We start from the raw sequence: 23177 nt of genomic DNA on the forward strand, positions 1-23177 counted from the left end.
TACCCACCCGGGCACAGGCCCTACGATCGGCCCATGAGCACCCACATCGGCGCCCAGCCCGGCGCGATCGCACCGCACGTCCTGATGCCCGGTGACCCGCTGCGGGCCAAGTGGATCGCAGAGAGCTTCCTCGACGACGTCACCTGCTACAACGAGGTGCGCGGCATGCTCGGCTTCACCGGCACGTGGCGCGGCGAGCGGATCAGCGTGCAGGGCTCCGGCATGGGCCAGCCCTCACTGGCGATCTACGCCACCGAGCTGTTCACCGAGTACGACGTCGCCTCGATCGTGCGCGTCGGGTCGTGCGGTGCCCTGGTCGAGAAGGTCGGGATCCGCGACGTCATCCTGGCCAGTGGCGCCTGCACCGACTCAGGCATGAACCGGGTCCGGTTCGAGGGTCTCGACTACGCGCCGGTCGCCGACTTCGGCCTGCTGCGCGCGGCGTACGACGCGGCGACGGCACGAGAGGACGTGAAGACGTGGACCGGCCTGATCTTCAGCGGCGACCAGTTCTACGCGCCCCGGCCCGAGATCATGACCGCGATGGTGGAGCACGGCGTGCTGGCCATCGAGATGGAGGCGAGTGCGCTCTACACGCTGGCCGCGAAGCACGACCGCCGGGCACTGGCGATCTGCACCGTCTCCGACCACATCGTCACCGGCGCCGAGACCACGGCGCAGGAGCGCGAGCAGACCTTCGGCGCGATGGTCGAGATCGCCCTCGAGGCCGTGCTGGCGTAGTCCCGGGGTGTCGCATGGCTGAAGGAAATTGGGCGGAATCCGCACGATTTCCTTCATCCATCGAGCACGCTCGGCCTGCGCAGGACCAACCGTCCGAGCACGCCCACGGCGAGCACACCGAGCCCGGTGAGCACCGACGCCAGGGGCAGCATCGCCGCCAGCACCAGGCACCCGGCCAGGCCCAGCACCTGGAGCGCCCGCGGCCAGCGTCGCTGCTCGGCCGGCTGGCGGAGAGCGGAGAGGTTCGCGACCGCGTAGTAGACCAGCACCCCGAAGCTCGAGAAGCCGATGGCGCCGCGCAGGTCGACGGTGAGCACGAGCACGACCACGGCGAGACCGAGCGCGACCTGCGCCCGGTCGGGCACCTGGTGCACGGGGTCGACGTGGGCCAGCGGCGTGGGCAGGTCACGCTCGCGTGCCATGGCAAGGCCCGTGCGGGTGACCCCGGCGAGAAGGGCGAGCAGGGCACCCAGGCATGCGGCGGCTGCACCGATGCGCACCACCGGCTCGGCCCAGGCGGCACCGACTGCCGTGACGGCGTCCGAGAGCGGCGCCGTGCTGGTGGCCAGGTCGGCGCCGAGGGCGCGCACGAGGGCCAGGCCGACCGCCACGTAGAGGACCACGGCCACACCGAGCGAAATCAGGATGGCGCGGCCCAGCATCTCGGGTCGGCGTACCTCCTCGGCGAGCGTCGCGATGCGCGCGTAGCCGGCGAAGGCGAAGAACAGCAGACCGGCCGCCTGCAACACGTCGCGGACGCTGTCGGGTGCGCCCAGCGGATCAGGGGCCGACGGTTCACCGACGGAGGTCACGACGAGCGCGAGCAGCAGCACGCCGAGGGTCGCGGTGAGAAGGATGCGTGCCAGCCGCGCCGTGCGGGTGATGCCGCGCATGGTGGCCAGGGTCAGCATCACGACCGCGACCGCCGCCGCAGCCTTCTGCGGCCACCCGCCGCCCGGGACGGCGTACGCCGCGAAGGTCATCGCCATGGCCGCGCACGAGGCGGTCTTGCCGATCACGAAACCCCAGCCTGCGACGAACCCCCACCACGGGCCGAGCACCTCACGACCGAAGAGGTAGGTGCCGCCGGACGACGGATGGCAGGCGGCGAGCTGCGCCGACGCGACCGCGTTGCAGAACGCGATCACCGCGGCGATGCCGAGGCCCACGAACAACGCGGACCCTGCCGCGGCGGCGGCCGGGGCGAACGCGGCGAAGACTCCGGCGCCGATCATCGCCGACAGCCCGACCACGACGGCGTCGCCGGTGCCGAGGCGCCGGGCCAACCGGTCGGAGGTCATGCGGTCATCCTTCCAGCCTGGACCCGATCTCCTGCGCAGCGGCCAGGCATTCCTCGTCGGTGGCGTTGGGGAGGACGTCCTCCCACAGCGGCAGCATCATGCCCTGGGCGTCGAGCATCCCGAGGGGCCGCGGCATCAGCCAGACATGGAAGTGCGCGCCGCCGTCGCCCCAGCGGTAGAGGTGCACCCGGCCCACGTCACCGCGAGCCAGGATCGCGCCCTCGACCTGCGCGACGAACGGCCCGAAGGCGGCTGAGGCTGCGGGCGACAGGTCGACGAAGGAGTCGACGTGCTCGCGACTGGCGATCCAGACCGTGCCGGGCAGGCTGCAGGTGCGCGGTGGGTAGACCGCGAAGTGGTCGTCGGACCACACCGCGTCCGGGGTGGTGCCAGCGCAGACGCTGCACGGCGCGCCGCCTTCCTCCCCGCGACGCGGTGGTTCGGGTACGACGGCGGGCGTGGGCTCACGGGTGGTGAGGGGTTCGAGCCAGGGCAGTTTCATCAGGTCTCCTCAGGACGGCTGGTCGAGACCTACTTTCGTCACGAGGAACCGACCCCGCTTGATCGAGATTGCGCCGCAGCGAACCAAGTCTTCGGGTCACCGAAGCCGAGGTCGGTGATGCCGCACTCACGTAGTCGCGACAGCGCCAGGAGCCGGTGATGGGCGGCGAAGGTCAGCACGTGCGCCACCATCGCGCCGAACGACAGCACCTGCGGCGTGGGCGAGAACGCCTCGACGAACGTCTCGTCGAAACGACCCTGAGCGGAGAGGAGCGCGACGTTGTCGACGAACTCGGGGCCGACGCGGGCCATCCGGCGTTGCATCGAGAGCACCGACTCGTGCTCCTCGACCGAGAAGTCGTAGTCGGTCTCGTGGACCGCGGCGTTCCACATCTCCATCTGCCCGATCAGCCGGGACAGCGACCATCGCAGGGTCTCGCCGTCGATGCCGTCGACGGTGCGGTCATGCGGTTCGTCGAGCTCGGCATCGCTGACCAGCGCCGCTCGGCCGACGAGCTCGCCGGTGAGCCACACGTGGTGGCCGACCATCTCCTGGACCAGGTCCACGCTGTCCGTCCTTCGTCGGGCCGGCAGGCGCAGGCCGGCCGGCGGGTGGAAGTGCACGTCGTTCGAGGCGTCGATGCGGAACCCGGTCGGATTGGCGCGCCACACCGACGGGTTCTCGCCGTACTCGCGGCGGAAGGCGTGCTTGAACGCGGCGTACGACGAGAAGCCCGAGGTGCCGGCGACGTCGCGGACCGTCTCGTCGCCGGTGAGCAGACGGTGGGCCGCACGCTCGAGCAGGACCCGCACCCGGAGCCGGGCAGGCGACTCCCCCGCCACCGCCTTGACCACCCGCTCGAAGTGGCAGCGGGACAGGCCCGCGTCGGCAGCCACCTGCTCGACGCGGTCGGGCAGCGCGTCGAGGTCGACGCCGAGGCGTTCGACGAAGGCGATGAAGTGGTCGTGCGGCGCGGACACCGGGCAGCCCTAGCCGGAGGGATGGAGCAGCTGCTCGAGCTCGGCGCGCACCGGCAGGTCGTCGGTGTGGTCGACGGTCTCGCCGGTGCGCACGTAGTGGAACGCGGCGCGCACCTTCTCGACCGGCACGCCTGCGAGCTCTGCCCAGGCCAGTCGGTAGATCGCCAGCTGCAGAGGGTCGGCGGTGGCCCGCTGGTTGGTCTTCCAGTCGATCACCAGGAAGCCGCCGTCGTCGGTCGTGTAGACCGCGTCGATGCGCCCGCGGACCACCTGCCCGGCAAGCACGAGAGCGAACGGCGGCTCGACGGCGTGTGGTTCGCGGTGCCCGAACGGGCCGGCCGCGAACGACTCGGTGAGGGTCTTGAGGTCGGACTCGTCGTCGATGCCGAGGTCGGCGCGGCCGGGCAGCTCGTCGGGGTCGAAGAGGTTCTGCTGCCCGAAGCGGGCCTCGACCCAGGCATGGAACCGGGTGCCGAACCGGGCCGCCGGCGACGGCTGTCGGGGCATCGGCCGCGCCAGGTCACGGGCGAACCCGTCGGCGTCGTCGCGCAGCCTGGCCACCGCCGTCGCCGACAACGCGGCCGGCAACGGCACCTCGATCTCGTCGGCACGGTCGCGCCGGGCCTCGGCGAGGAGGCGCTCGATCTCCTCGTCCCAGGTGGCGATCACGGCGCCGCTGAGCGTGTCGATCTCATCATCGGCGTCGGGGTCGACGCCGCGGACGAACTCGGCCGCCTCGAGCCGGCGCAGCGTCTCGGCGGTGTGCTCGGTGACCGGCCACGGCGCCGTGGTCGAGCCGATGCGCAGGGGATTCTGGGTGTCCTTGTCGGGCTTGTCGAGCCAGGCCTCGGCATCCTCGCCCCACTCGCGGACCGCCTCGAGCACCACCAGCTGGTAGGGCGAGGGCCCGACCGGGGTCTTGCGCGACTCGTTCCAGAGGTACGACGACACCGACAGCAGGTGTCGGGCCCGGGTGAAGGCGACGTAGCCGAGTCGGAGCTCCTCCTGCTGCTCCTTCGCCTTGGCCGCCTGCACGAACGCGGTGAGCTCGGGCTTCTCGTAGCCACCGAGCGCAGCCAGGTCGTGGCGGTCGCCGCGGAGCTCGTTGGGCAGCACCGCAGGGCCATAGACCCACTGGGTGCGGGACCGCGTGGTCGGGAACTTCTCCTCGCAGACGCCGACCACGAAGACGGCGTCCCACTCGAGGCCCTTGGCGCGGTGCACGGTCAGCAGCTTGACCGAGTCGGCCTCGGACGGCGTCGCCACGTCGAGGCCGGTGCCCATCTCGTCCTCGGTGGCGAGGTAGGCCAGCAGTGCGGTCAGGCTGACCGCGCCGTCGATCGCCTGGAACTCGGCGACCGCCTTGACGAACAGGTCGAGGTTGTCGCGACGGGCAGCGGCCGCGGGACTGACGGACGACGCCAGCTCGATGTCGATGCCGGTGGTGTCGATGATGCGCCGGACCAGGTCGAGCAGCGGCTCACCCGCGTGCCCGCGAAGCGAACGCAGCTCGGAACGCAACAGCGCGAACCGGTCGAGGGCCGCCGCGGAGTAGGCCGCGTCGCCGGGGTCGTCGAGTGCGTCGCACAGCGACGTGATCTCGGTGGGGTCGGCGCCCTCGACGGCTCCGGTCAGCTGCTCGTCGAGCGACTGCGTGGACGCCTGCCCCTGGTCGCCGGCCAGCTCGCGGGCCCGTTTGCCGAGCAGTGCCAGGTCGCGCGGACCGATCGACCAGCGCGGGCCGGTGAGCAGGGTGAGCAGGGCGGCGTTGGCGGTCAGGTCGTGCAGCAACGTCAGGGTGGCGACCACCTCGGCCACCTCCGGAAGGCGCAGCAGCCCCTGGAGGCCGACGATCTCGACCGGGATGTCGTGGGCGGACAGCACGTCGAAGACGTCGGCGGCGTGCTTGTTGTCGCGGGTCAGCACACCGATCTCGTTCCACTTCGGCTCGGCCATCGCGTCGTGCACGGCCGTCACCTGACCGGCCAGCCAGGCCAGCTCCGCGGCGTACGTCTCGTGCACGGAGGTGCGCACCGCACCGGGGCCGGCGGAGTCGTCGGGCTCGAGCGCCTTGACCTGGGGGAACTCGTCGAGCAGCGGCCCGGCCAACCGGTTGGCCACCTCGAGGATGCGCTGGTCGGAGCGACGGTTCACGGTCAGCGGGAACGTGCGCACCTCACGGCCGTCGGCACGCGGGAAGTCGCGTCCGAAGCCGAGGATGTTGGACACCGAGGCCCCACGCCAGCCGTAGATCGCCTGGTTGGGGTCGCCCACCGCGGTCACCGGGTGGCCGCCGGTGAAGAGCCTCTTCAGCATCAGGGCCTGGGCCACCGACGTGTCCTGGTATTCGTCGAGCAGCACGATGCGGAACTTGGCGCGCTCGGCCTCGCCGACCTCGGGGTGCGCGTCGGCCAGCTGGGCGGCCAGGGCGATCTGGTCGCTGAAGTCCATCAGGCCCAGCTCGGCCTTGAGCCGCCGGTAGGTCTCGACGAGGCCGAGGATCTCCTCGCGCCGCTGCATCGCGTTGACCACCTTCTTGGGCTCGGTCTTGGCCTTCGCGTTGATCGCGGCGTCCTGGAACCGCGGCAGCTCCCGGGCCTGGAAGGCGCGTACGTCGGCCACCGTGACGAGGTGCTCGCTCATCGCGCCCTCGAGCCCGAGGATGTAGTTGACCACCGTCTCGGGGTGGTCGCTGAGCAGTTCGATGCCTCGGCCGTGACGACTGATCGCCCGCGCCGCCAGCTGGTAGCGCGAGGCGTCGGCCATCACCCGGGTGTCGGGCTCGTGCCCGATCCGCAGGCCGTGCTCGGTGAGCAGCGAGCTGGCGTAGGCGTTGTAGGTCGCCACGGTCGGCTCGAGGTTCTCGGGTTCGTCGGCGGCCGTGTCAGGTGCGGTCTCGACACCGTGACCGGCGCGGACCAGGGAGTCGCGGATGCGGGTGGCCAGCTCGCGGGCCGCCTTCGTGGTGAAGGTGAGGCCGAGGATCTCGTCGGGTCTGACCTGCCCGGTCGCGACGAGGTAGACCACGCGGGCCGCCATCAGGGCGGTCTTGCCGGACCCGGCACCGGCGATGACGACCGCGGGCTCGAGGTCGGCGGAGATCGCGTCCCACTGCTGTGGGCTGACCGTGAAGTCGGTGCCCATGACCCGGCGCAGGTCGTCGGGTGAGGTGATGCTGACCGGGTCGCTCATGACAGCACCGTCCCGGCACCCTGGATCGGGCAGATCGCGACGAACGCACAGCGCTCGCACTGCTTCCCGGCGATCGCGGGGAACTCCTCGGCCCGGATCCGGGCCACGGCCGACATCAACTGGACCTCCACGGGACGGTGTCCCTCGTCGTCTGCGGACTGTGGTTCCTGCGGCTGCAGGCTGACCTTGCCGTGGGCGCCGTGGCGCAGCTGCACCAGCTCGGCCCCGCCGGGGCGCGCGGGTGCGTCGTCGACCAGGTCGTCGACAGCGCCGTGCTCCACGGCGAGCTGGTAGAGCCCGAGCTGGGGGTGCACCTTGACCTCGTCGCCGGTCGGCTTGTACTTCCCGGTCTTGAGGTCGATCACCCAGACCTGGCCGTCGGCGTCGAGCTCGAGCCGGTCGGCGAAGCCGTGCAGGGTCACCTGCTGACCGTCGGGCAACGTGACCTTCGCGCGCAGCTCCTTCTCGGTGGCCAGCAGCGTGCGCCCCCGCTTGGGGTCGCCGTGCCAGACCAGGAAGCGCTGGAGGGCAAGGCGCATCTCCTCGCGCTCACGGGTCGCCGACCACGGCGTGCGGAACGACAGCCGCTCCCAGACCGTGTCGACGTGGGCCATCAGCTCGTCGAGGCGCTCGGGGTCGGCGGAGAGCTCTCCCTTGGCGACGCGCTCGGCGAGGGCGTGCACGAGCAGGCCGAAGCCCTGGGCGGACGTCGCCGCCGACGAGCCGCCGGCCTCGCGTTCGAGGAACCACCGGGCCGGGCACTCCTCGATCGAGGTCAGGGCCGAGGCGGACAGCGAGATCGGCTTCTCCTCCGGCCTGACGGGTACGTCGGACAGGGTCGAGGAGCGGGTGCCCCACCAATTGGCAGGGTCGGCGGCCGGCACCAGGGCGCGGTCACCGACCCGCTCGCGGGAGAGCAGCACCAGGCGCCGGGCAGCGGCAGCGCGGAGCTGCTCGTCGGACTCCGGGTCGACCAGCGTGCGGCGCAGCTCGGCGACGAGCCCGGCGAGCGAGAGCGGACGCTTCGGCCGGCCCTGGACATGGGGCGGCGTGCGGTCGGGGACACCGTCGGGCCCGGGTGGCAACAACTCGGTGATGAAGCGCGAGGGCTGCTCGCCGTCGTCGTCGGGCGACCGGACCGCGGTGACCACGAGCCGTGACCGGGCCCGGGTGCAGGCGACGTAGAAGAGCCGGCGCTCCTCCATCAGGAGCTCCCGTGAGGAGACCGGCGGTTGCAGCCCGTCGGTGCCGATGCGGTCGGCCTGCAGCAGGGTGGCGCGGCGGCGCAGGTCGGGCCAGCCCTCCTCCTGCACGTGGGCCACCACGACGAGGTCCCACTCGAGGCCCTTGGAACGATGGGCGGTCAGCAGCCGGACCGCCTCGCCACGGATGCCGCGGTCGGCCAGCGTGTCGCCGGGCAGGTCCTGGGCCTCGAGGGTGGCCAGGAATGCCGCGACGCCGGTGTGGCCGCGCTGCTCCTCGGCGCGGGCCGCGGACTCGAACAGGGCGCAGATGGCGTCGAGGTCGCGGTGGGCGCGACGGGCCGATGCTCCGCCGAGGTCGACCTGGGCCCGCAGTCGTCGTGGCCAGTCGGTGGACGACCACAGGTTCCACAGCACCTCTTCGGCGGTGGCACCCGCTTCGAGCAGCGCCCGCGAGGAACGGAGCAGCCCGGCCAGCGCTGCGGCTCGTCGGGGTGCGCTTCCCTCGAGCCCCTCGAGTGTGGCTGGGCGCACGACCGCCTCACGCAGCAGCTCGGGCGACGGGCGCGGGGTGCCGCCGTCGCGGGCCACCACCTCCTTGTCGCGCACGCGCAACGCCCGCGCGAGACTGCGTACGTCGGTGGCGTCGAGCCCGGCCAACGGGGAGACCAGCAGGTCGTGGGCGCGCTCGGGGTCGATGTGCCCCGCCGACTCCGGGTCGTCGTTGTCGAGGTTGACCACGGCCCGCAGCGCCGCGAGCAGGGGGGCCACGGCCGGCTCGCGCACCAGGGGCGTGTCGTCGCTGGACACCTCGACCGGCACACCCGCGGCCCCCAGGGACCGACGCAATGCCGGGATCGACGTACGGCCGGAACGGACCAGCACCGCCATGCGCGACCAGGCCACACCGTCGGTCAGGTGGGCGCGACGCAGGATGTCGGCGAGGTGCTCGGTCTCGGCGCGGGCGGTGTCGAAGGTGAGCACGTCGACCCGGCCGTTGCCGAGGTCGCCGGCCTCGGAGACGGGCGCGAGGAACGACTCACGCGCCTCCGCGGGGATCGTGCCGGCCAGCGAGAGCCGGCGGGCGACGCGCTGGGAGGCGAGCAGGAGGTGTGGCCCGAACCGTCGGGTGGTGCGCAGCGCCACCACGTCGGCGGGCGCACCGCCGCGGTGCGGGAACTCGGTCGGGAACTCGAGGATGCCGCGCACCTCGGCGCCCCGGAAGCCGTAGATGGACTGGTGCGGGTCGCCGACCACGGTGAGGTTTCCGCCGTCGCCGATCAGGGCGCGGAGCAGGGCGACCTGGCCGGGATCGGTGTCCTGGTACTCGTCGACGAATACGTGGGTGAAGCGGGCCCGCAGCTCGTCGCGGTGCCTCTCGGCCTCCTCGACGGCGCGCCGGATCAGGTCGGGATAGTCGATGGCGCCCTGGAAGTCGAGGACCTCGAGGTACTGGTCGAGGAAGAGCCCGGCGGCCACGAACTCCGGCAGCCCCTCGGCCAGGCCGAGTTGCCTGAGGTCGTCTCCGTCGAGGCCCTTCTCGCGGGCGCGGGCCAGCACGGCGTGCACCTCCCGGGCGAACCCGCGGGTGGCCACCGCCCGACGCAGGCCCTCGGGCCAGGCGACCGACTCGGGCGCGTCGGTCAACAGCTCCTGCAGGACGACGTCCTGCTCCGGCGCCGAGAGCAGGCGCAGCGGCGCCTCGTAGAGCTCGGCGGGTGCGTATCTGCGGATCAGCCCGTAGGCGAACGAGTGGAACGTGGCCGACATCGTGGAGGACGTCGTGCGGCCCAGCCGAGCGGTCACCCGGTCACGGAGCTGCTCGGCCGCCTTGCGCGAGAACGTCAGGGCCAGCACCGACTCCGGGCTCACGCCCCGGCCCTCGATGCGCTCGACGATCGCCTCGACCAGCGTGGTGGTCTTGCCGGTGCCCGGCCCGGCCAGCACCAGCAGCGGCCCGCTCGCGTGGTCGACGACGCGCTGCTGGAACTCGTCGAGCGTCGGCACCGCGCCACCTGTCTGCGGGGCGGCGAGGTGGTACGTCGGCGTGCGCGGCGTCGTGGGTGCGGTCGAGCTCATGACGACAGCCAATCACCCGGCACCGACAATCACCCTCCTGGCGCCGACCGTGGGGTGGCTTCTCATTCCTTCGAGTCGACGGACTTGCACCATGGGTGTGTTGGAGTGGCATTGCAATCGACCAATTGCACCCGCGTTGCGGTCGTCGTGTCCTTGATGGCCCGCGTGCCGAGGGCGCTCTTCAGTTCAACCTGGACAAACCACGGGATGGTGTTGGCCGGACAATCACCGGCTTCGTGACGCGCCGCGAACACAGTGAGGGACACCTCATCGTTTGTCTCTGCGAGGTCAACTCTCGTTGGCACGCCGCAGGGATAGCCCTCGACCAAGATCTGGATTTGCCCCTGACCGAGCCGCCTCGCCCCGGAGACACGCACTGCCGCACCCGGCCCGAACTCAGGATAGAGCTGGACCACTTCAAAAGCTTGAAGCACGTGATCTGGTCCCCCACCTGCATCGTCCTTCATTGAACCTTCGTCTCCACACCCCGACACAGCGGCGCAAAAGAGCACGAGTAGGACCAAGGGAATTCGCACCTGTGGGCTCCTTCAAAAGACGGTGACTCTTCAGGCCTGCCCTGGGGCACTTCGACACGTCCGTACCATCGATCGTACGCTCGACTGATCGGACTCCCTCTCACCTGCGCGGTCACCAAACGGGGCGAGCGACCTGCGCGATCACGAAGCCGGAGCCAACTCAGCCGAGGTCGACGATCGCGGCGACCGGGCCGCCGCCCTCCGGGCCCTGATGTGCGGCCGAGACCGACACGAACACCGCCGGGTCACCGGTCACGGCGGCCGTCACGCCACCGACGGCGGCCTTGATCTGGCGGTGCCAGTGCACGTCGGAGTCGTCGAGCATCGCGTTGCGCCGCCCGCGGACCATGCCGTCCTGCGAGGCCTCGCACTTGAGGAACAGGTTGACCAGGCGTCCGTCGAGGTCGGTGTGGTGCGGGCGCTCCGGCAGCTCGAGGCCGGCGTCCTTGATCGCCTCCCAGAGACCGTCCTGGTCGAGGGCGTCCTTCATCACCGAGTGGCCGATGCGGTAGCGGCCACCGACCCCGGGCGCGTTGCCGACCACGACCACCTGCGCCACGTCGAGCTCCACCCCCGACGAGCACGAGGCGACCGCCGAGAACAGCTCGCGGTTGTGCATCACGTCGGCGTCGGTGGGCATCTCGATCTCGCCCAACGCGAGGGCGACGCCCAGCGCCGTACAGCCGTTGGAGAGGTCCATCGACTCGTGGGTGTGCTCGGTCCAAACCGTCTTGCCGCGCGACTTCGCGTCGCGGATCGTGTGGATGGTGAGCAGGGGCGTCTTGGTCTGCACGTAGTGGACGTCGGACGGATCGGTGATGCCGGCCTTCTCCATCGCGACCTTCACGGCCGCGGCGACCTTGCTGACCATCGGCGTACGCCCGATCTCCTCGGGCAGCAACGGCTCGCTCATCGCGAACCCGACGGTGAGGCGCGGTTCGTCGGTCTGTACGGCGTCCTCGTCGGGCACCGTCGCGAAGATCGTGGCGTGCGGGCTGATCACGCCGTCAGTGCCGCCGGACCACACGATCGGGATCTGCTTGACCTGGTCGGCGGGGGCACCCTTCTCGACGAGCACCTCGCGGAACGCGCGGTCGGAGATGATGCGGGTGTAGTCGTTGACTCCCCCGTTGCCCTCGGTCTTGCCGATGATCGCGATCACCCGGTCGGCGTGCATGACGCCGTCGTCGATCAGTTTGGCCAGCTCGCTGGCGTCGGCGACGGAGTGGATCGGGACCTTGCGTACTTCGATGGCGGGCATGGCCGTCCTTTCTTTGGTGGGTGATTTCGAGACGGTCGCTGCGCGACCTCCTCAACCACCGTCTTGGGCTGGGGTCTGGTCGGGTACGACGACGGTGCCGGCGGCGCCGGCGACGGCGTCGAGGATGTGCGCGAGATCGCTGATCACGGAGTAGCGGCCGCCGTTCTCGACGAACCGGCAGGCCGCGTCGACCTTGGGGCCCATCGACCCGCTCGCGAAGTGGCCCTCGCCGGCCATCGCGCGCAGGTCGGAGACCGTGACCCGGCCGATGGGCTCGGCCTGCGGCGTACCGAACCGGAGCACGGCGTGGGTGACGTCGGTGGCGATGACCAGCACGTCGGCCTCGACAGTCGCGGCCAACAGCGCCGCGCCGAGGTCCTTGTCGATGACCGCCTCGACACCGACCAGGCCGGCTTCCGAGCGGATCACCGGGACACCTCCACCACCGTTGGCGATCACGATGAATCCGGCATCGACCAGGGCGCGTACGGCGGCGGCGTCGAGGATCTCGCGCGGCTCGGGCGAGGCGACGATGCGGCGCCAGCCCTTCTCGCCGCGGTCCTCCCAAGTCTCCCCGTGCTCGACCAGCAGCGCCGCCGCGTCGCGGTCGAGGAAACGACCGATCGGCTTGCTGGGATGCGTCAGCCCGGGATCGTCGACGTCGACGCGGGTGCGGGTCACGACCGTGGCGCTGCGCCGGTCCGCGCCCCGGCGGGCGAGCTCGTCGTCGAGCGCGTCCATCAGCACGAAGCCGAGCGTGGCCTGGGTCTGTGCGCCGCACCAGTCCAGCGGCACCGGGGGTACGACGGCCGCGGCCAGCTCGTTCTTGACGAGGAGGTTGCCGACCTGTGGCCCGTTGCCGTGGGTGATCACCACGTCCACCGGGTCCGTCGCGCGCGTGACGAGATCGGCCACGGCTGTCATCGCCACCCGGGCGGCGGCGATCTGGTCACCGGGCCGGGCGCTGCCGTCGGCGGCGGTCATCGCGTTGCCGCCCAGCGCGAGCAGGACCCTCATGGCTGTGACCCGACGAAGTCGACGTCGGCGGAGTCTGCGCCGCCGGACAGTCGCGCGTAACCGGGCCCGCGGTCGAAGAACGCGTCGCTCGGGGCCGGCCGTGCGGCGCGCTCGGTGGCCGTGGCTGCCGGGTCGTGGGCGAGGGTGTCGTCGTCGACACTGCCGGTGAGCACCACCCCGTAGTCGGCCAGCGCGGCTTCTGGCGAGACCTTCTCCCAGACCACGTCGCGCACGACCAGCTCGGGGTCCCGGTCGAGCGGGTTGCCCCAGCCACCGCCTCCCGTCGTGCGGATGCGGATCACCTCGCCGGCCTTGACCGGCTCGGCGTCGGCCAGGGCGTCGACCACCCGCTCGGCGGGCCCGCCCGGGTCGACGACCACCTCGAACGGCCTGCCGGCCAGACCGCCCTTGACTCCCCAACAGGCGAGGATCGAGCGGTCGGCGATCGACATGAAGTGGGCGTCCTTGAGCATGCGGATGTGCTTCTCGTAGCCGAGTCCACCGCGGAACTGGCCGGCCCCTCCGGAGTCCTTGGCGAGGCCCAATCGCTCGACCAGGAAGGGAAAACGGCTCTCGGTGAACTCCGAGGGCAGGTTCCGCGAGTCGGGCACGACGTGGATGGTGTCCTCTCCGTCGGCGTAGTAGCGGCCCCCGGACCCGCCGCCGAGAACCTCGCGCATGAGGTACGGCGCGCCCTGCCGGTCCTCGCCGTACACCCCGGTGTAGCGGATCGTCTCCTGGTCGGCGGGCATCCGGCCGTCGACCGCCTTGGCGAGTACGCCGGCCAGCACGCCCAGCAGCCTGAGGATCACGAAGGTGCGGGCGTTGGTCGGGGCCGGGAAGACCGGGGTCAGCAACGTGCCCGGTGGCGGGAAGCGCATCTCGATCAGGGGTACGACGCCCTCGTTGACGTCGAGCTCGGCCATCCGTTCGGGCGACTCGGCGAGGTTGCGCAGGATCGGGGCCAGCCACTTCTTGAGGAAGTTGCCGTCGCTGTAGTCGCCGCAGTGGTTGATCGGTCCCTTGGCCTGCGGCGAGGTGCCCTCGAAGTCGAGCACCAGGCGCTCGCCGTCCGGATCGTCAGCGCCGGTGCGGGTCATCGTGATCCGCTGGGCGAAGAGCCGCGGCTCGTCGACGCCGTCGTGCTCGGCGTAGTCCTCCCAGACCCACTGGCCGATCGGGATCTGCGAGAGGATCTCGCGCCGGTAGGTCTGCGTGGTCCGGTCGATGATCGCGTCGAAGCAGGACTCGACGGTCTCCTTGCCGTACCTCGCGAACAGCTCGCCCAGTCTGCGTGCGCCCATCAGGCAGGCCGAGCACTCGGCGTCGAGGTCGGCGGCGAGGCTGTCGGGCATGCGTGAGTTGCGGGTCATGATCGCCAGCGCCGACCTGTTGGGTACGCCGGCGTCCCAGAGCTTGATGGGCGGCACCATCAGGCCCTCTTCGTAGACCGAGGTGGCGCCACTGGGCATGGAGCCGGGCACGCAGCCGCCGATGTCGTCGTGGTGCCCGAAGGCCTGGACGAACGCGACGACCTGCCCGTCGTGGAAGACCGGCACCGTGACGCAGAGGTCGGGCAGGTGGCCAATGCCCCCTTCGGACCGATAGACGTCGTTGTGGAAGAACACGTCGCCCTCGCGCATCTCCGTGATCGGGAAGTCGCGCGCGACCGGGTGCACCAGTGCGGAGTAGGAGCGGCCGGTCAGCTTGCGGAGCAACCGGTCGTGGATGCCGGCGCGGAAGTCGTGGGCGTCGCGGATCATCGGGCTGCGACTGGTGCGGCCGATCGCGGTCTCGACCTCCATCTCGACGGCGGCCAGGCTGCCCTGAACGATCTCCACCACCACCTGCTCCGCGCTGGCGCCGGCGTCGTCGGTCAGGGTGCCGAACGGGAAGTCCGTCGGCGCCCGACGGCTCCCCCCAGACCCGGTCGAGGCCATCAGTCCTCCCTCGTCACGATGATGTTGAGGAACCGGTCGACGGTGGCCCGGAACCCGGGGTGCAGCGGCACCGTCGAGCCGAACTCCTCGATGATCGCCGGCCCGGTCAGGGTCTGTCCCGGCGCGAGGTCCGGTCGCCAGAAGACCGGCGTGTCGACGTACCCGTCGGACACCTCGAAGCAGACCGCCCGCCTGCTCGCCGGACGAGCCTCCGCTGGTTGAGGCGGTTGCTCTGCAAGCGTCTCGAAACCAGGTTGCCGGTGGTTTCGAGACGGGCCTTGGCGGCCCTCCTCAACCAACGGCGTGCCCCGGCCCTCCTCATCCAACCGCAGGGCGAGTGGGTGCTCACGGATCTCCGGGCGCTGGATCGGGCCCACCCCGGAGACCCGCAGGTTGACCCACTCGACCCGTTGCCGCGGGTCGCCGGCGAAGTCATAGCCGTAGAGCACCCGGTGCTCGTCGTGGAAGCGGGTCGCGACCTCGTCGAGGAGTGCGGCGTCGACCGCGCCCTCGGGCAACGGCACCCTGACCTCGAAGGCCTGCCCGAAGTAGCGCAGGTCGGCGGTCCTGAAGAACCGGTGCTGTTCCGGGCCGAAGCCCTCCTTGGTCAGCGCCGTGCGGGCCCGATCGCAGAGCTCGTCGTAGACCGTCTGCAGGTCCGCGGGCTCGAGGTCGTCGTGCATCCGGACGTGGGTCTGGACGTAGTCGTTCTTCACGTCGACGGTGAGCAGGCCGAACGCCGACACGTTGCCGGGGTTCGGCGGCACCAGCACCGACCGGAGCCCAAGGATGTCGGCCAAGCGGCACAGCAGCAGGGATCCGGACCCGCCGAACGTGGTCAGCGTGAAGTCGCGTACGTCGAGGCCTCGCTTGACGGTCACCGCCCGCAGCGCGTTGGCCTGGTTCCATGCCGAGATCTCGAGTACGCCGGCGGCACAGGCCTCCGGGGTGAGGTCGAGGTCGCCGGCCAGCTTGCGGATCCCTGCGTCAGCCGCTGCGACGTCGAGCGGGATCTCGCCGCCCAGCAGGTGCGGAGGCACCCGGCCCAGGAAGACATGGGCGTCGGTGATCGTGACCGCGTCGCCGCCCTTGGCGTAGCACAGCGGGCCGGGGTCGGCGCCTGCCGACTGGGGCCCGACCTTGAGCGCGCCCTCCGGTGAGAGCCACGCGATCGAGCCGCCTCCGGCCCCCACCGTGACCACGTCGATCATCGGGATCTTCGACGGGAAGGCGCCGACGCTGCCTTCCGTGGTGAGGGTCGGCTCGCCGTCGATCACCACGCTGACGTCGGTCGACGTACCGCCGCCGTCGCTGGTCAGCACCCGGTCGAAGCCGGCGACCTTCGCGATCAGCGCGGCGCCCAGGGCACCGGCGGCCGGGCCGGACAGGACGGTGGTGATCGGCTGGTGGACGACCTCGTCAGCGCTCAGCACGCCGCCGTTGGACTTCATCACGTAGAACGGCACGTGCCGGGCGCCGTCAGCCGACGCGTAGGCGTCGAGCCGGTCCTTGATGTTGGTGACGTAGCTGCCCAACCGCGGTTTCACTGCGGCGTCGACGAGCGTGGTCATCGCGCGTTCGTACTCGCGGTACTCGCGCAGCACCTCGCTGCTGAGGGAGACGACTGCGTCCGGGTGCTCCTCGCGGAGCACCGCGAGCATGGCCTCCTCGTGGGCGGAGTCGGCGTAGGAGTGCAGGAAGCAGACGGCCAGGGTGTTGATGTCCCGGTCCCGGAACCATCGCGCGACACGGCGGGCGCCGTCCGCGTCGAACGGCCTCACCTCGGTGCCCGTGTGGTCGAGCCGACCGCCGACCCCCTTGACGAGGTGCCGGGGCACGATGCGGTCGGGCTTCACCCAGAAGTAGGAGTTGCCGTAGCCGTCGGGCACCGACTGCCGGGCGATCTCGAGCAGCGCCTCGTAGCCCTCGGTGGTGATGAAGCCGAGCGCCTCGACCTTGCCCTCGAGGAGCTGGTTGGTGGCCACCGTCGTGCCGTGGCTGACCGAGGTCAGCGCGTCCCCGCGCCCCTGCGGCAGGCCCAGCAGTCCGAGCACCTTCTCGATGCCGGCCATGAAGCCGTCGGCCGGGTTGCCCGGCGTGGAGGGCGTCTTGGTGGTGACCAGCTCACCGGTCTCCTCGTCGAGCGCCACCACGTCGGTGAAGGTGCCGCCGGTGTCGATGCCGACCCGGATCCGACGCGCGCTCTGATCGGCCATGACCTTGATTCAACCGGTGTGCGGCCACCGGGGCGACGGCACAATCCGCCAACGGGGGCCGGGTTCGTTGGCACTTCGTGCCAGCCCGTCGTACGGCGGCATCGGCGCTGCTGCCTGCGAGCGACGTTCGGACGGCAGTCCCGTCGAGAACTGCGGCAGTTCGCTCGTACGGCGGGCGCCGGCCCGCTCAGCGGACGAGCACGAGGGGCGAACTGCCGCAGTTCCCAACCGGATCCGCTCGGAGCCGCGGTCAGTCTCTGCCGCGAGGCGAGCTCAGCTGTGCGACCGGGCGGACTCGAACGCGGCGGCGACCTCGAGGAGCCGGCGGTCGGCACCATGCGGCGCCACGATCTGGATGCCGACCGGCAGCCCGTCGGCGGTGAGGCCGGCCGGGACGGAGATCGCCGGGCAGCCGGTGACGGTGATGAAGTACGCCGAGCGCATCCAGTCGAGGTAGCCCTCCATGGGCCTGCCGTTGATCTGCGTCGGGAACTCCTGGTCGGCCGGGAACGGCGGCACCTGGGACACCGGGAGCACCAGCACGTCGTGGTCCTCGAAGAAGAGCCGCATGCGCTCGGCCAGCGTGGTGCGCCCTGCGTAGGCACGGGCCACGTCGGCACCGGTCAGCGACTCCCCCGCCCGGATGTTGTCGGCCAGCGACTGCTTGAACGCATCCGGGTGCTCGGCGAGCAGCGCCCCGAACTTCGCCTGGAAGTGCCAGGCCCGCAGTGTGCGGAACGTGTCGTCGGCCTCGGCCAGGGAGGGGTACGTCGAGTCGACGCTCGCCCCCGCTCCCGTGAACGTGGCTGCCGCGGACTCGACGATCGCGGCCACCTCTGCGTCCACCTCGAAGGCGCCGCCGAGGTCGACGGACAACGCGACGCGGAGGCCGGCCAACGAGGCCGAGAGCGGCGGCGCGAAGGCGGAGCCCGGATCGCGCAGGGCCAGCGGCGCCCGAGGGTCGGGGCCGGCCAGCACGGACAGCAGGAGCGCGAGGTCGCCGACGTTGCGCGCCAACGGTCCACCGACGGACGTCGACTCCCACTGGTTCGCGCTCGGCCACTCCGGCACCCGCCCCAGGGAGGGGCGGAGGCCGACGACACCGCAGAACGACGCGGGGTTGCGCAGGGATCCACCCATGTCGGACCCGTCGGCCAACGGCACCATGCCGGAGGCCAGCGCGCAGGCTGCACCACCGCTCGAGCCGCCCGCAGACCTCGACGGGTCGTGCGGGTTGAGGGTGGTGCCGAAGACCGTGTTGAACGTGTGCGAGCCGGCAGCGAACTCCGGCACGTTGGTCTTGCCGATCAGCACCGCACCTGCTCCGCGGATGCGTTCGACGATCAGGTCGTCACCGTCGGGCACGTGGTCGGCGAAGAGCGGCGACCCGTACGTCGTACGCCATCCAGCGACTCGGTGGGTGTCCTTCACCGCGAACGGCAACCCGTGCAACGGACCGGGTGCGGCACCGGCGGCGAGCGCCTCGTCGGCGGCCGCGGCACCGGCCCGAGCCCGCTCCTCGTCGAGCGACACGATCGCGTTGAGCTGCGGGTTGCGGGCGCGGATGCGGTCGAGGTGGAGCTCGAGCAGCTCGCGCGCCGAGATGTCACGAGAGCGTACGGCGGCGGCTTGCTCGCGGGCCGTCGAGTCGACGGTCAGCGAGGTCATCGTCGGCGTCCGAACCTCGAGCCGAGGACCACCCCGAGGGCGACCAGCCCGGCACCGACCGCGATGCCCTTGACGAACTCGGAGAGGTCGCCGGACCCTCGCGTCGGAGCGGTGAACACGTTCTTCGGCGCTACCGAACGGTCAGCAGGTTCCGCGGCCAGATTTCCTGCTGACTGTTCGGTAGCGGGTGTCGAGCCGGCGAGTGGCGGCGGCACCCCCGGCACTCCCTGGGCGATCGTCCGCTCGATGTTGCTGAAGAACTCGGTGGCCATCCGCCTGCTCACCGAGGTCAGCATCCGCTGGCCCACACCACCGACCATGCCCCCGACCACGGCGTCCGCGTCGTAGAGCAACGTGGTGGTGCCGTCGTCGTTGCACTCGAAGCGGACGTCGACCGTGGCACCGATCGTGCCCGGTGCGCCGGCGCCCTGCACGACCAGGACCAGCGACTGGTGCTCGACCAGGTCGCTCAGCGTGCAGGTGCCCGTGTAGGTGCCGCGGATCGCCGCGACTCCGGCGGTCACGGTCATGTCGTAGGCGTGCTCACCGGTCTCCTCGAGCCGCTCGCAGCCGGGGATCGCGACGACCAGCACGTGTGGGTCCAGGACCGCGTTCCAGACCTTCTCGATCGGTGCGACCAAGGTGGCTTCGCCGGCGATCCTCATGACGGGTCCTTTCGGTGCTGGGCGGAGGTTTCGAGACGGCGCTGGCGCGCCTCCTCAACCACCGGGTGTCCCCTTCGGTGGTGCTCGCGCAGGTCGAAGAGCTGCGACGGCGAGATCGGCATCGCCGTGACGGCCAGGTTCCCCGGGTCGAGTCGCTCGGCGTCCTCGATGGCCGAGGCGAAGACCGCCGCCGACGGGATCACGCCCGCCTCACCCGCGCCCTTGAGACCCAACGGGTTCAGCGGGCTCGGCGTCTCGAGGTGGTCGATCTCGATACCGTCCGGAACCTCGGTCACGTAGGGCATCAGGAAGTCCATGAACGATGCGTTGAGCAGCTGCCCGTTCTCGTCGTACTCCATCCGCTCGTAGAGCGCGCCGCCGACACCCTGCGCCACCCCGCCGTGGATCTGCCCCTGCACGATCATCGGGTTGATCAGGTTGCCGCAGTCGTGCACCACGGCGTACCGCAGAATCTCGATCTCGGCGGTGTCGGGGTCGATCTCCACGATCACCGCATGCATGCCGGCGGCGAAGGTCGAGCGCTCCGGCGAGTAGAAGTCCTTGCCCTCGAGTCCGGGCTCCTCCCCCTCGGCGACCGGCGGCTTGCCCGGGTCGCCGACGCTGAACTGCGTGGCGGCGCCCGACGCCTCGTCGAAGGCGTAGCGCAACGGGTTGGACAGGACGGCGACCGTGCCGAGTGCGATCGAGCTGTCGGGGGCGCCCTTCACCCGCACCGACCCGTCGACGATCTCGAGGTCGTCGACCGAGGCCTCGAGTGCGTCGGCCGCGATCCGGAGCGCCTTCTCCTTCACCTTCCGGGCCGCCAGGTGGATCGCCGACCCGCTCATCACGGCCGCCCGCGAGGCGAACGTGCCCACGGCGTACGGCATCCGCCGGGTGTCGCCGGTGACCACCTCCACGCTCTCGAAGGGGACGCCGAGCTCGTCGGCGACGATCTGCGCGAACGCGGTCTGGTGCCCCTGGCCCTGGGTGGTCAGGCCGGTGGCGACCTTGACCTTGCCGCTGGTCTCGACGTGGATGTGCGCGCCCTCGTAGGGCCCCACCCCGGTGCCCTCGACATAACAGGCCAGGCCGAGGCCGAGTCGTCGTCCCTGCGCGGCGGCCTCGGCGCGGACGGTCTCGAAGTCGTCCCAGCCGATGAGCGCCTTGAGCTTGTCGAGCAGCTGCGGGTAGTCGCCCGAGTCGTAGACGAGCGGCCGACCGTCCTGGAAGGTCAGGTGGTGGTCGAAGGGGAACTCGTCGGGCTGGATGAAGTTGACCGCGCGCACGTCGGCGCGGTCCTTGCCGAGGTACGCCGCGATCGCGTCCATGGTGCGCTCCATCGCGTAGACGCCCTGCGGACGACCGGCCCCGCGGTACGGCGTCACGATCACGGTGTTCGTGTAGAGACTCTCGAAGGTGACCCGGTAGTTGTGCGGCTTGTAGGGCCCGAGCAGCTGGGTCGAGGTGATGATCGGGACGATCAGGCCGTACGGCGTGTAGGCGCCGTTGTCGTGCCAGAACGCGACGTCGAGGCCGAGCAGCCTGCCGTCGTCGTCGAAGCCGACCTCGACGTGCTGCACCTGGGCGCGTTCGTGGGCCGAGGAGATGAAGTGCTCGCGGCGGTCCTCGATGAACTTCACCGGCTGTCCGAGCGCCCTGGCGGCCAGCGGCACCAGGAGCTCCTCCGGCCACGGGTGCACGATCTTCACGCCGAAGCCGCCGCCCACGTCGGGGGTGATCACGTCGACGTGGCCGAGGTCGAGACCGAGCTTGGCGGCGACGGCTGCGCGGACGCCGGTGGAGGTCTGGGTGGAGGTCCAGACCTGCATCCGGCCCGAGTCCGTGTCCCAGCGGGCCAGGGTGCCGCGCCCCTCCATCGGGGTCGACGCGCTGCGCTCGATGTCGAGGTCGAGGCTGAGCCGGTGCGGTGCCGCGGCGATGGCGGCCGGGGCGTCACCGACGTGCTGCTCCAGGCGCGCGGCGACGTTGCCGGGCACGTCGTCGTGCACGAGCCGCTCGGCCGCGCGTGCGGCGGCCAGGCCCACCACGGGCGGCAGGAACTCGTAGGTCACCACGATCTTGTCGACGGCGTCCTCGGCGACGTAGCGGTCGTCGGCCACGACGAACGCGATCGCCTCTCCGACGTGGTTCACCTCGTCCTTGGCCAGGGCGTACTGCGTGCGTCCGTGGGTGAGCGCCGGGTGCGGGATGAGCAACGGCAGCGGTTCGGCCATCGGGCCCTGCAGGTCGTCGTAGGTGAAGACGGCGTGCACTCCGTCGACGTCGAGCACGGCGGACACGTCGATGTCGACGATGCGGGCGTGGGCGTGCGGGCTGCGCAGCACCGCCGCGTGCAGCGCGTCGGCACCGAGATCGTCGACGTACCGCCCGGCACCGCGGAGGAACCGGTCGTCCTCCACGCGGGCGATCCGTTCGCCGAACATGCGTGTCGTCACGGCGACTCCCCCTCCCCGGCGATCAGCTCGGCGGCGCGCTCGACCGCGGAGACGATGTTCTGGTAGCCGGTGCAGCGGCACAGGTTGCCGGCGATCATCTCCTTCGCCTCGTCGTGCGTGGGGCACGGGTTGTCACGGAGCCCGGCGGTGATCGTGGTGAGGAAGCCGGGGGTGCAGAAGCCGCACTGCAGCCCGTGGCAGTCCTTGAACGCCTGCTGCACCGGGCCGAGTGACCCGTCGGCGTTGGTGAGTCCCTCGACGGTGGTCACCTCGGAACCGGAGACGGTCACCGCGAGCAGCAGGCAGGAGCGCACGGGGGTTCCGTCGAGCAGCACCGTGCAGGAGCCGCACACGCCGTGCTCGCAGCCGACGTGGGTGCCGGTCAGCCCGAGGTCGTGGCGCAGAGCATCGCTGAGCAACCGGCGAGCGGGCACGCCGAGGTCGTGCGGCACCCCGTTGACCACGAGGCGGACGTCGTGGAGCTCCTCGCTCATGGCTGCTCCGTACGCCGGCGTGCGTCGTCGTACGCCGCCCGCAGCGTGCGGCCGGTCAGCACCCGCACCAGCTGTGCGCGGTAGGCGGCGGTGGCGTGGATGTCGCCCTGCGGGTCGAGCGCGGCCAGTGCCAGCTCACCGGCAGCTTCGAGCGCCCGGTCGGACGGCACCTCGGGTCCGCCGCCGGCCAGCGCCGGCGCCAGGTCGACGACCGTGGGCAGGTCGCTGACCGAGAGGTAGCCGGCCCGCGCCTCGACGATCCGGCGGTCCTCGAGTCGCACGAGGACGGCCACGCCACACAGGGCGTAGTCGCCGTGCCTTCGGGCCACTTCACGGAACGCGACGCCGGAGCCCTCCGCGAGGGCCGGGAAGAACGCCTCCACGGCGATCTCGTCGTGGGCCAGTGACGACTCGAGGGGGCCGAGGAACAACGCGTCGCCAGCGACCGTACGCCGACCGCCCGGCCCCACCACGTCGACGGAGCCACCCAGCAGCGCAAGGACCACCGGCATCTCGGCGGCCGCATCGGCATGCACCAGCGAGCCCACCGTCGTGCCCCGGTTGCGAATCGTGGCGTGGGCGACGTTGGCCAGGGCCATCGCCAGCAGGGGCTGGACCCGGTGGGCCTCTTCGTCGGCGAGCACCGCCGCATGCCGGGCCAACGCCCCGACCCGCACGCCCGATGCGTCACTGGTGACGTGGTCGAGGCCGGGCAGCCGGTTGATGTCCACCAGCAGGGCCGGTGCCGCGAGCCGCATGGAGAGCAGCGGCACCAGGCTCTGTCCACCGGCCAGCACCTTCGCGTTCGTGCTCCCGGCGAGGGCCTCGACGGCAGCCGCCAGGTCGGTGGGCCGGGCGTACGCGAACGGCGCGGGCTTCACCGGTGGCCACCGCCTGAGGTGCGTCGGGGGTGACCGGCGCTCC

At 71.3% G+C, this 23177-nt stretch carries 16 protein-coding genes; 1 reads left to right on the top strand and 15 read right to left on the bottom strand.

Going from position 1 to position 23177, the window contains the following annotated elements; all coding sequences use genetic code 11:
• Positions 1-33 precede the first annotated feature (33 nt).
• Positions 34-741 (top strand): purine-nucleoside phosphorylase, encoded by a 708-nt coding sequence (deoD, locus tag ASD30_RS22220; RefSeq protein WP_056687337.1) that lies wholly within the window; start codon positions 34-36, stop codon positions 739-741.
• Positions 742-794: 53 nt separating this feature from the next.
• Here the strand turns inward: deoD and ASD30_RS22225 are convergent, their stop codons facing one another.
• From ASD30_RS22225 to ASD30_RS22290, 15 genes are all read right to left on the bottom strand, one after another.
• The gene (locus ASD30_RS22225; RefSeq protein WP_056687340.1) at positions 795-2042 is read right to left on the bottom strand and encodes an APC family permease; all 1248 of its coding nucleotides are present in this window, start codon (positions 2040-2042) and stop codon (positions 795-797) included.
• A 4-nt stretch (positions 2043-2046) separates the two neighbouring features.
• The gene (locus ASD30_RS22230) at positions 2047-2544 is read right to left on the bottom strand and encodes an HIT family protein (RefSeq protein WP_056687343.1); all 498 of its coding nucleotides are present in this window, start codon (positions 2542-2544) and stop codon (positions 2047-2049) included.
• A gap of 38 nt (positions 2545-2582) precedes the next feature.
• On the bottom strand, positions 2583-3524 hold the full coding sequence (locus tag ASD30_RS22235; protein WP_056687346.1) for a helix-turn-helix domain-containing protein: 942 nt from the start codon (positions 3522-3524) through the stop codon (positions 2583-2585).
• Between the two features lie 9 nt (positions 3525-3533).
• Complete coding sequence (locus ASD30_RS22240; RefSeq protein ID WP_056687349.1) at positions 3534-6716, bottom strand: ATP-dependent helicase; 3183 nt, start codon at positions 6714-6716, stop codon at positions 3534-3536.
• Positions 6713-9997: an ATP-dependent helicase gene (locus ASD30_RS22245; RefSeq protein WP_082564089.1), complete on the bottom strand. Its 3285-nt coding sequence runs from the start codon at positions 9995-9997 to the stop codon at positions 6713-6715. Before ASD30_RS22245 ends, ASD30_RS22240 begins: the two co-directional genes overlap by 4 nt.
• A 62-nt stretch (positions 9998-10059) precedes the next feature.
• Complete coding sequence (locus ASD30_RS26780) at positions 10060-10464, bottom strand: hypothetical protein (protein WP_156393747.1); 405 nt, start codon at positions 10462-10464, stop codon at positions 10060-10062.
• A 229-nt stretch (positions 10465-10693) separates the two neighbouring features.
• On the bottom strand, positions 10694-11794 hold the full coding sequence (locus tag ASD30_RS22250; protein WP_056687351.1) for a ring-opening amidohydrolase: 1101 nt from the start codon (positions 11792-11794) through the stop codon (positions 10694-10696).
• 51 nt (positions 11795-11845) lie between these two features.
• Positions 11846-12811 carry a carbamate kinase gene (locus ASD30_RS22255; RefSeq protein WP_056687353.1) on the bottom strand — a complete coding sequence of 322 codons (966 nt, stop codon included), beginning with the start codon at positions 12809-12811 and terminating at the stop codon, positions 11846-11848.
• Positions 12808-14751 carry a hydantoinase B/oxoprolinase family protein gene (locus ASD30_RS22260; RefSeq protein WP_056687355.1) on the bottom strand — a complete coding sequence of 648 codons (1944 nt, stop codon included), beginning with the start codon at positions 14749-14751 and terminating at the stop codon, positions 12808-12810. The genes ASD30_RS22255 and ASD30_RS22260 overlap by 4 nt, the downstream gene beginning before the upstream one ends.
• Complete coding sequence (locus ASD30_RS22265) at positions 14751-16967, bottom strand: hydantoinase/oxoprolinase family protein (protein WP_056687357.1); 2217 nt, start codon at positions 16965-16967, stop codon at positions 14751-14753. Before ASD30_RS22265 ends, ASD30_RS22260 begins: the two co-directional genes overlap by 1 nt.
• A gap of 273 nt (positions 16968-17240) precedes the next feature.
• Positions 17241-18635 carry an amidase gene (locus tag ASD30_RS22270; RefSeq protein WP_056687361.1) on the bottom strand — a complete coding sequence of 465 codons (1395 nt, stop codon included), beginning with the start codon at positions 18633-18635 and terminating at the stop codon, positions 17241-17243.
• Positions 18632-19300, bottom strand: coding sequence for an SRPBCC family protein (locus ASD30_RS22275; protein ID WP_056687363.1), 669 nt, complete (start codon positions 19298-19300; stop codon positions 18632-18634). The genes ASD30_RS22270 and ASD30_RS22275 overlap by 4 nt, the downstream gene beginning before the upstream one ends.
• The gene (gene cutA / locus ASD30_RS22280; RefSeq protein WP_056687366.1) at positions 19297-21759 is read right to left on the bottom strand and encodes an aerobic carbon-monoxide dehydrogenase large subunit; all 2463 of its coding nucleotides are present in this window, start codon (positions 21757-21759) and stop codon (positions 19297-19299) included. Before cutA ends, ASD30_RS22275 begins: the two co-directional genes overlap by 4 nt.
• Positions 21756-22253: a (2Fe-2S)-binding protein gene (locus ASD30_RS22285; protein WP_056687368.1), complete on the bottom strand. Its 498-nt coding sequence runs from the start codon at positions 22251-22253 to the stop codon at positions 21756-21758. The genes cutA and ASD30_RS22285 overlap by 4 nt, the downstream gene beginning before the upstream one ends.
• Positions 22250-23134 (bottom strand): FAD binding domain-containing protein, encoded by an 885-nt coding sequence (locus ASD30_RS22290; RefSeq protein WP_056687370.1) that lies wholly within the window; start codon positions 23132-23134, stop codon positions 22250-22252. The genes ASD30_RS22285 and ASD30_RS22290 overlap by 4 nt, the downstream gene beginning before the upstream one ends.
• Positions 23135-23177: the final 43 nt, after the last annotated feature.

Source organism: Nocardioides sp. Root140, from assembly GCF_001426745.1.
Taxonomy (GTDB): domain Bacteria; phylum Actinomycetota; class Actinomycetes; order Propionibacteriales; family Nocardioidaceae; genus Nocardioides.

Excerpts from the sequence above, each read along its gene's own strand:
- ASD30_RS22250 (WP_056687351.1), bottom strand. The coding sequence starts at position 11,794 with ATGCCCGCCATCGAAGTACGCAAGGTCCCGATCCACTCCGTCGCCGAC.
- deoD (WP_056687337.1), top strand. The coding sequence starts at position 34 with ATGAGCACCCACATCGGCGCCCAGCCCGGCGCGATCGCACCGCACGTC.
- ASD30_RS22240 (WP_056687349.1), bottom strand. The coding sequence starts at position 6,716 with ATGAGCGACCCGGTCAGCATCACCTCACCCGACGACCTGCGCCGGGTC.
- ASD30_RS22245 (WP_082564089.1), bottom strand. The coding sequence starts at position 9,997 with ATGAGCTCGACCGCACCCACGACGCCGCGCACGCCGACGTACCACCTC.
- ASD30_RS22230 (WP_056687343.1), bottom strand. The coding sequence starts at position 2,544 with ATGAAACTGCCCTGGCTCGAACCCCTCACCACCCGTGAGCCCACGCCC.
- ASD30_RS26780 (WP_156393747.1), bottom strand. The coding sequence starts at position 10,464 with ATGAAGGACGATGCAGGTGGGGGACCAGATCACGTGCTTCAAGCTTTT.
- ASD30_RS22285 (WP_056687368.1), bottom strand. The coding sequence starts at position 22,253 with ATGAGCGAGGAGCTCCACGACGTCCGCCTCGTGGTCAACGGGGTGCCG.
- ASD30_RS22255 (WP_056687353.1), bottom strand. The coding sequence starts at position 12,811 with ATGAGGGTCCTGCTCGCGCTGGGCGGCAACGCGATGACCGCCGCCGAC.
- ASD30_RS22225 (WP_056687340.1), bottom strand. The coding sequence starts at position 2,042 with ATGACCTCCGACCGGTTGGCCCGGCGCCTCGGCACCGGCGACGCCGTC.
- ASD30_RS22275 (WP_056687363.1), bottom strand. The coding sequence starts at position 19,300 with ATGAGGATCGCCGGCGAAGCCACCTTGGTCGCACCGATCGAGAAGGTC.
- ASD30_RS22270 (WP_056687361.1), bottom strand. The coding sequence starts at position 18,635 with ATGACCTCGCTGACCGTCGACTCGACGGCCCGCGAGCAAGCCGCCGCC.
- ASD30_RS22260 (WP_056687355.1), bottom strand. The coding sequence starts at position 14,751 with ATGGCCTCGACCGGGTCTGGGGGGAGCCGTCGGGCGCCGACGGACTTC.
- ASD30_RS22265 (WP_056687357.1), bottom strand. The coding sequence starts at position 16,967 with ATGGCCGATCAGAGCGCGCGTCGGATCCGGGTCGGCATCGACACCGGC.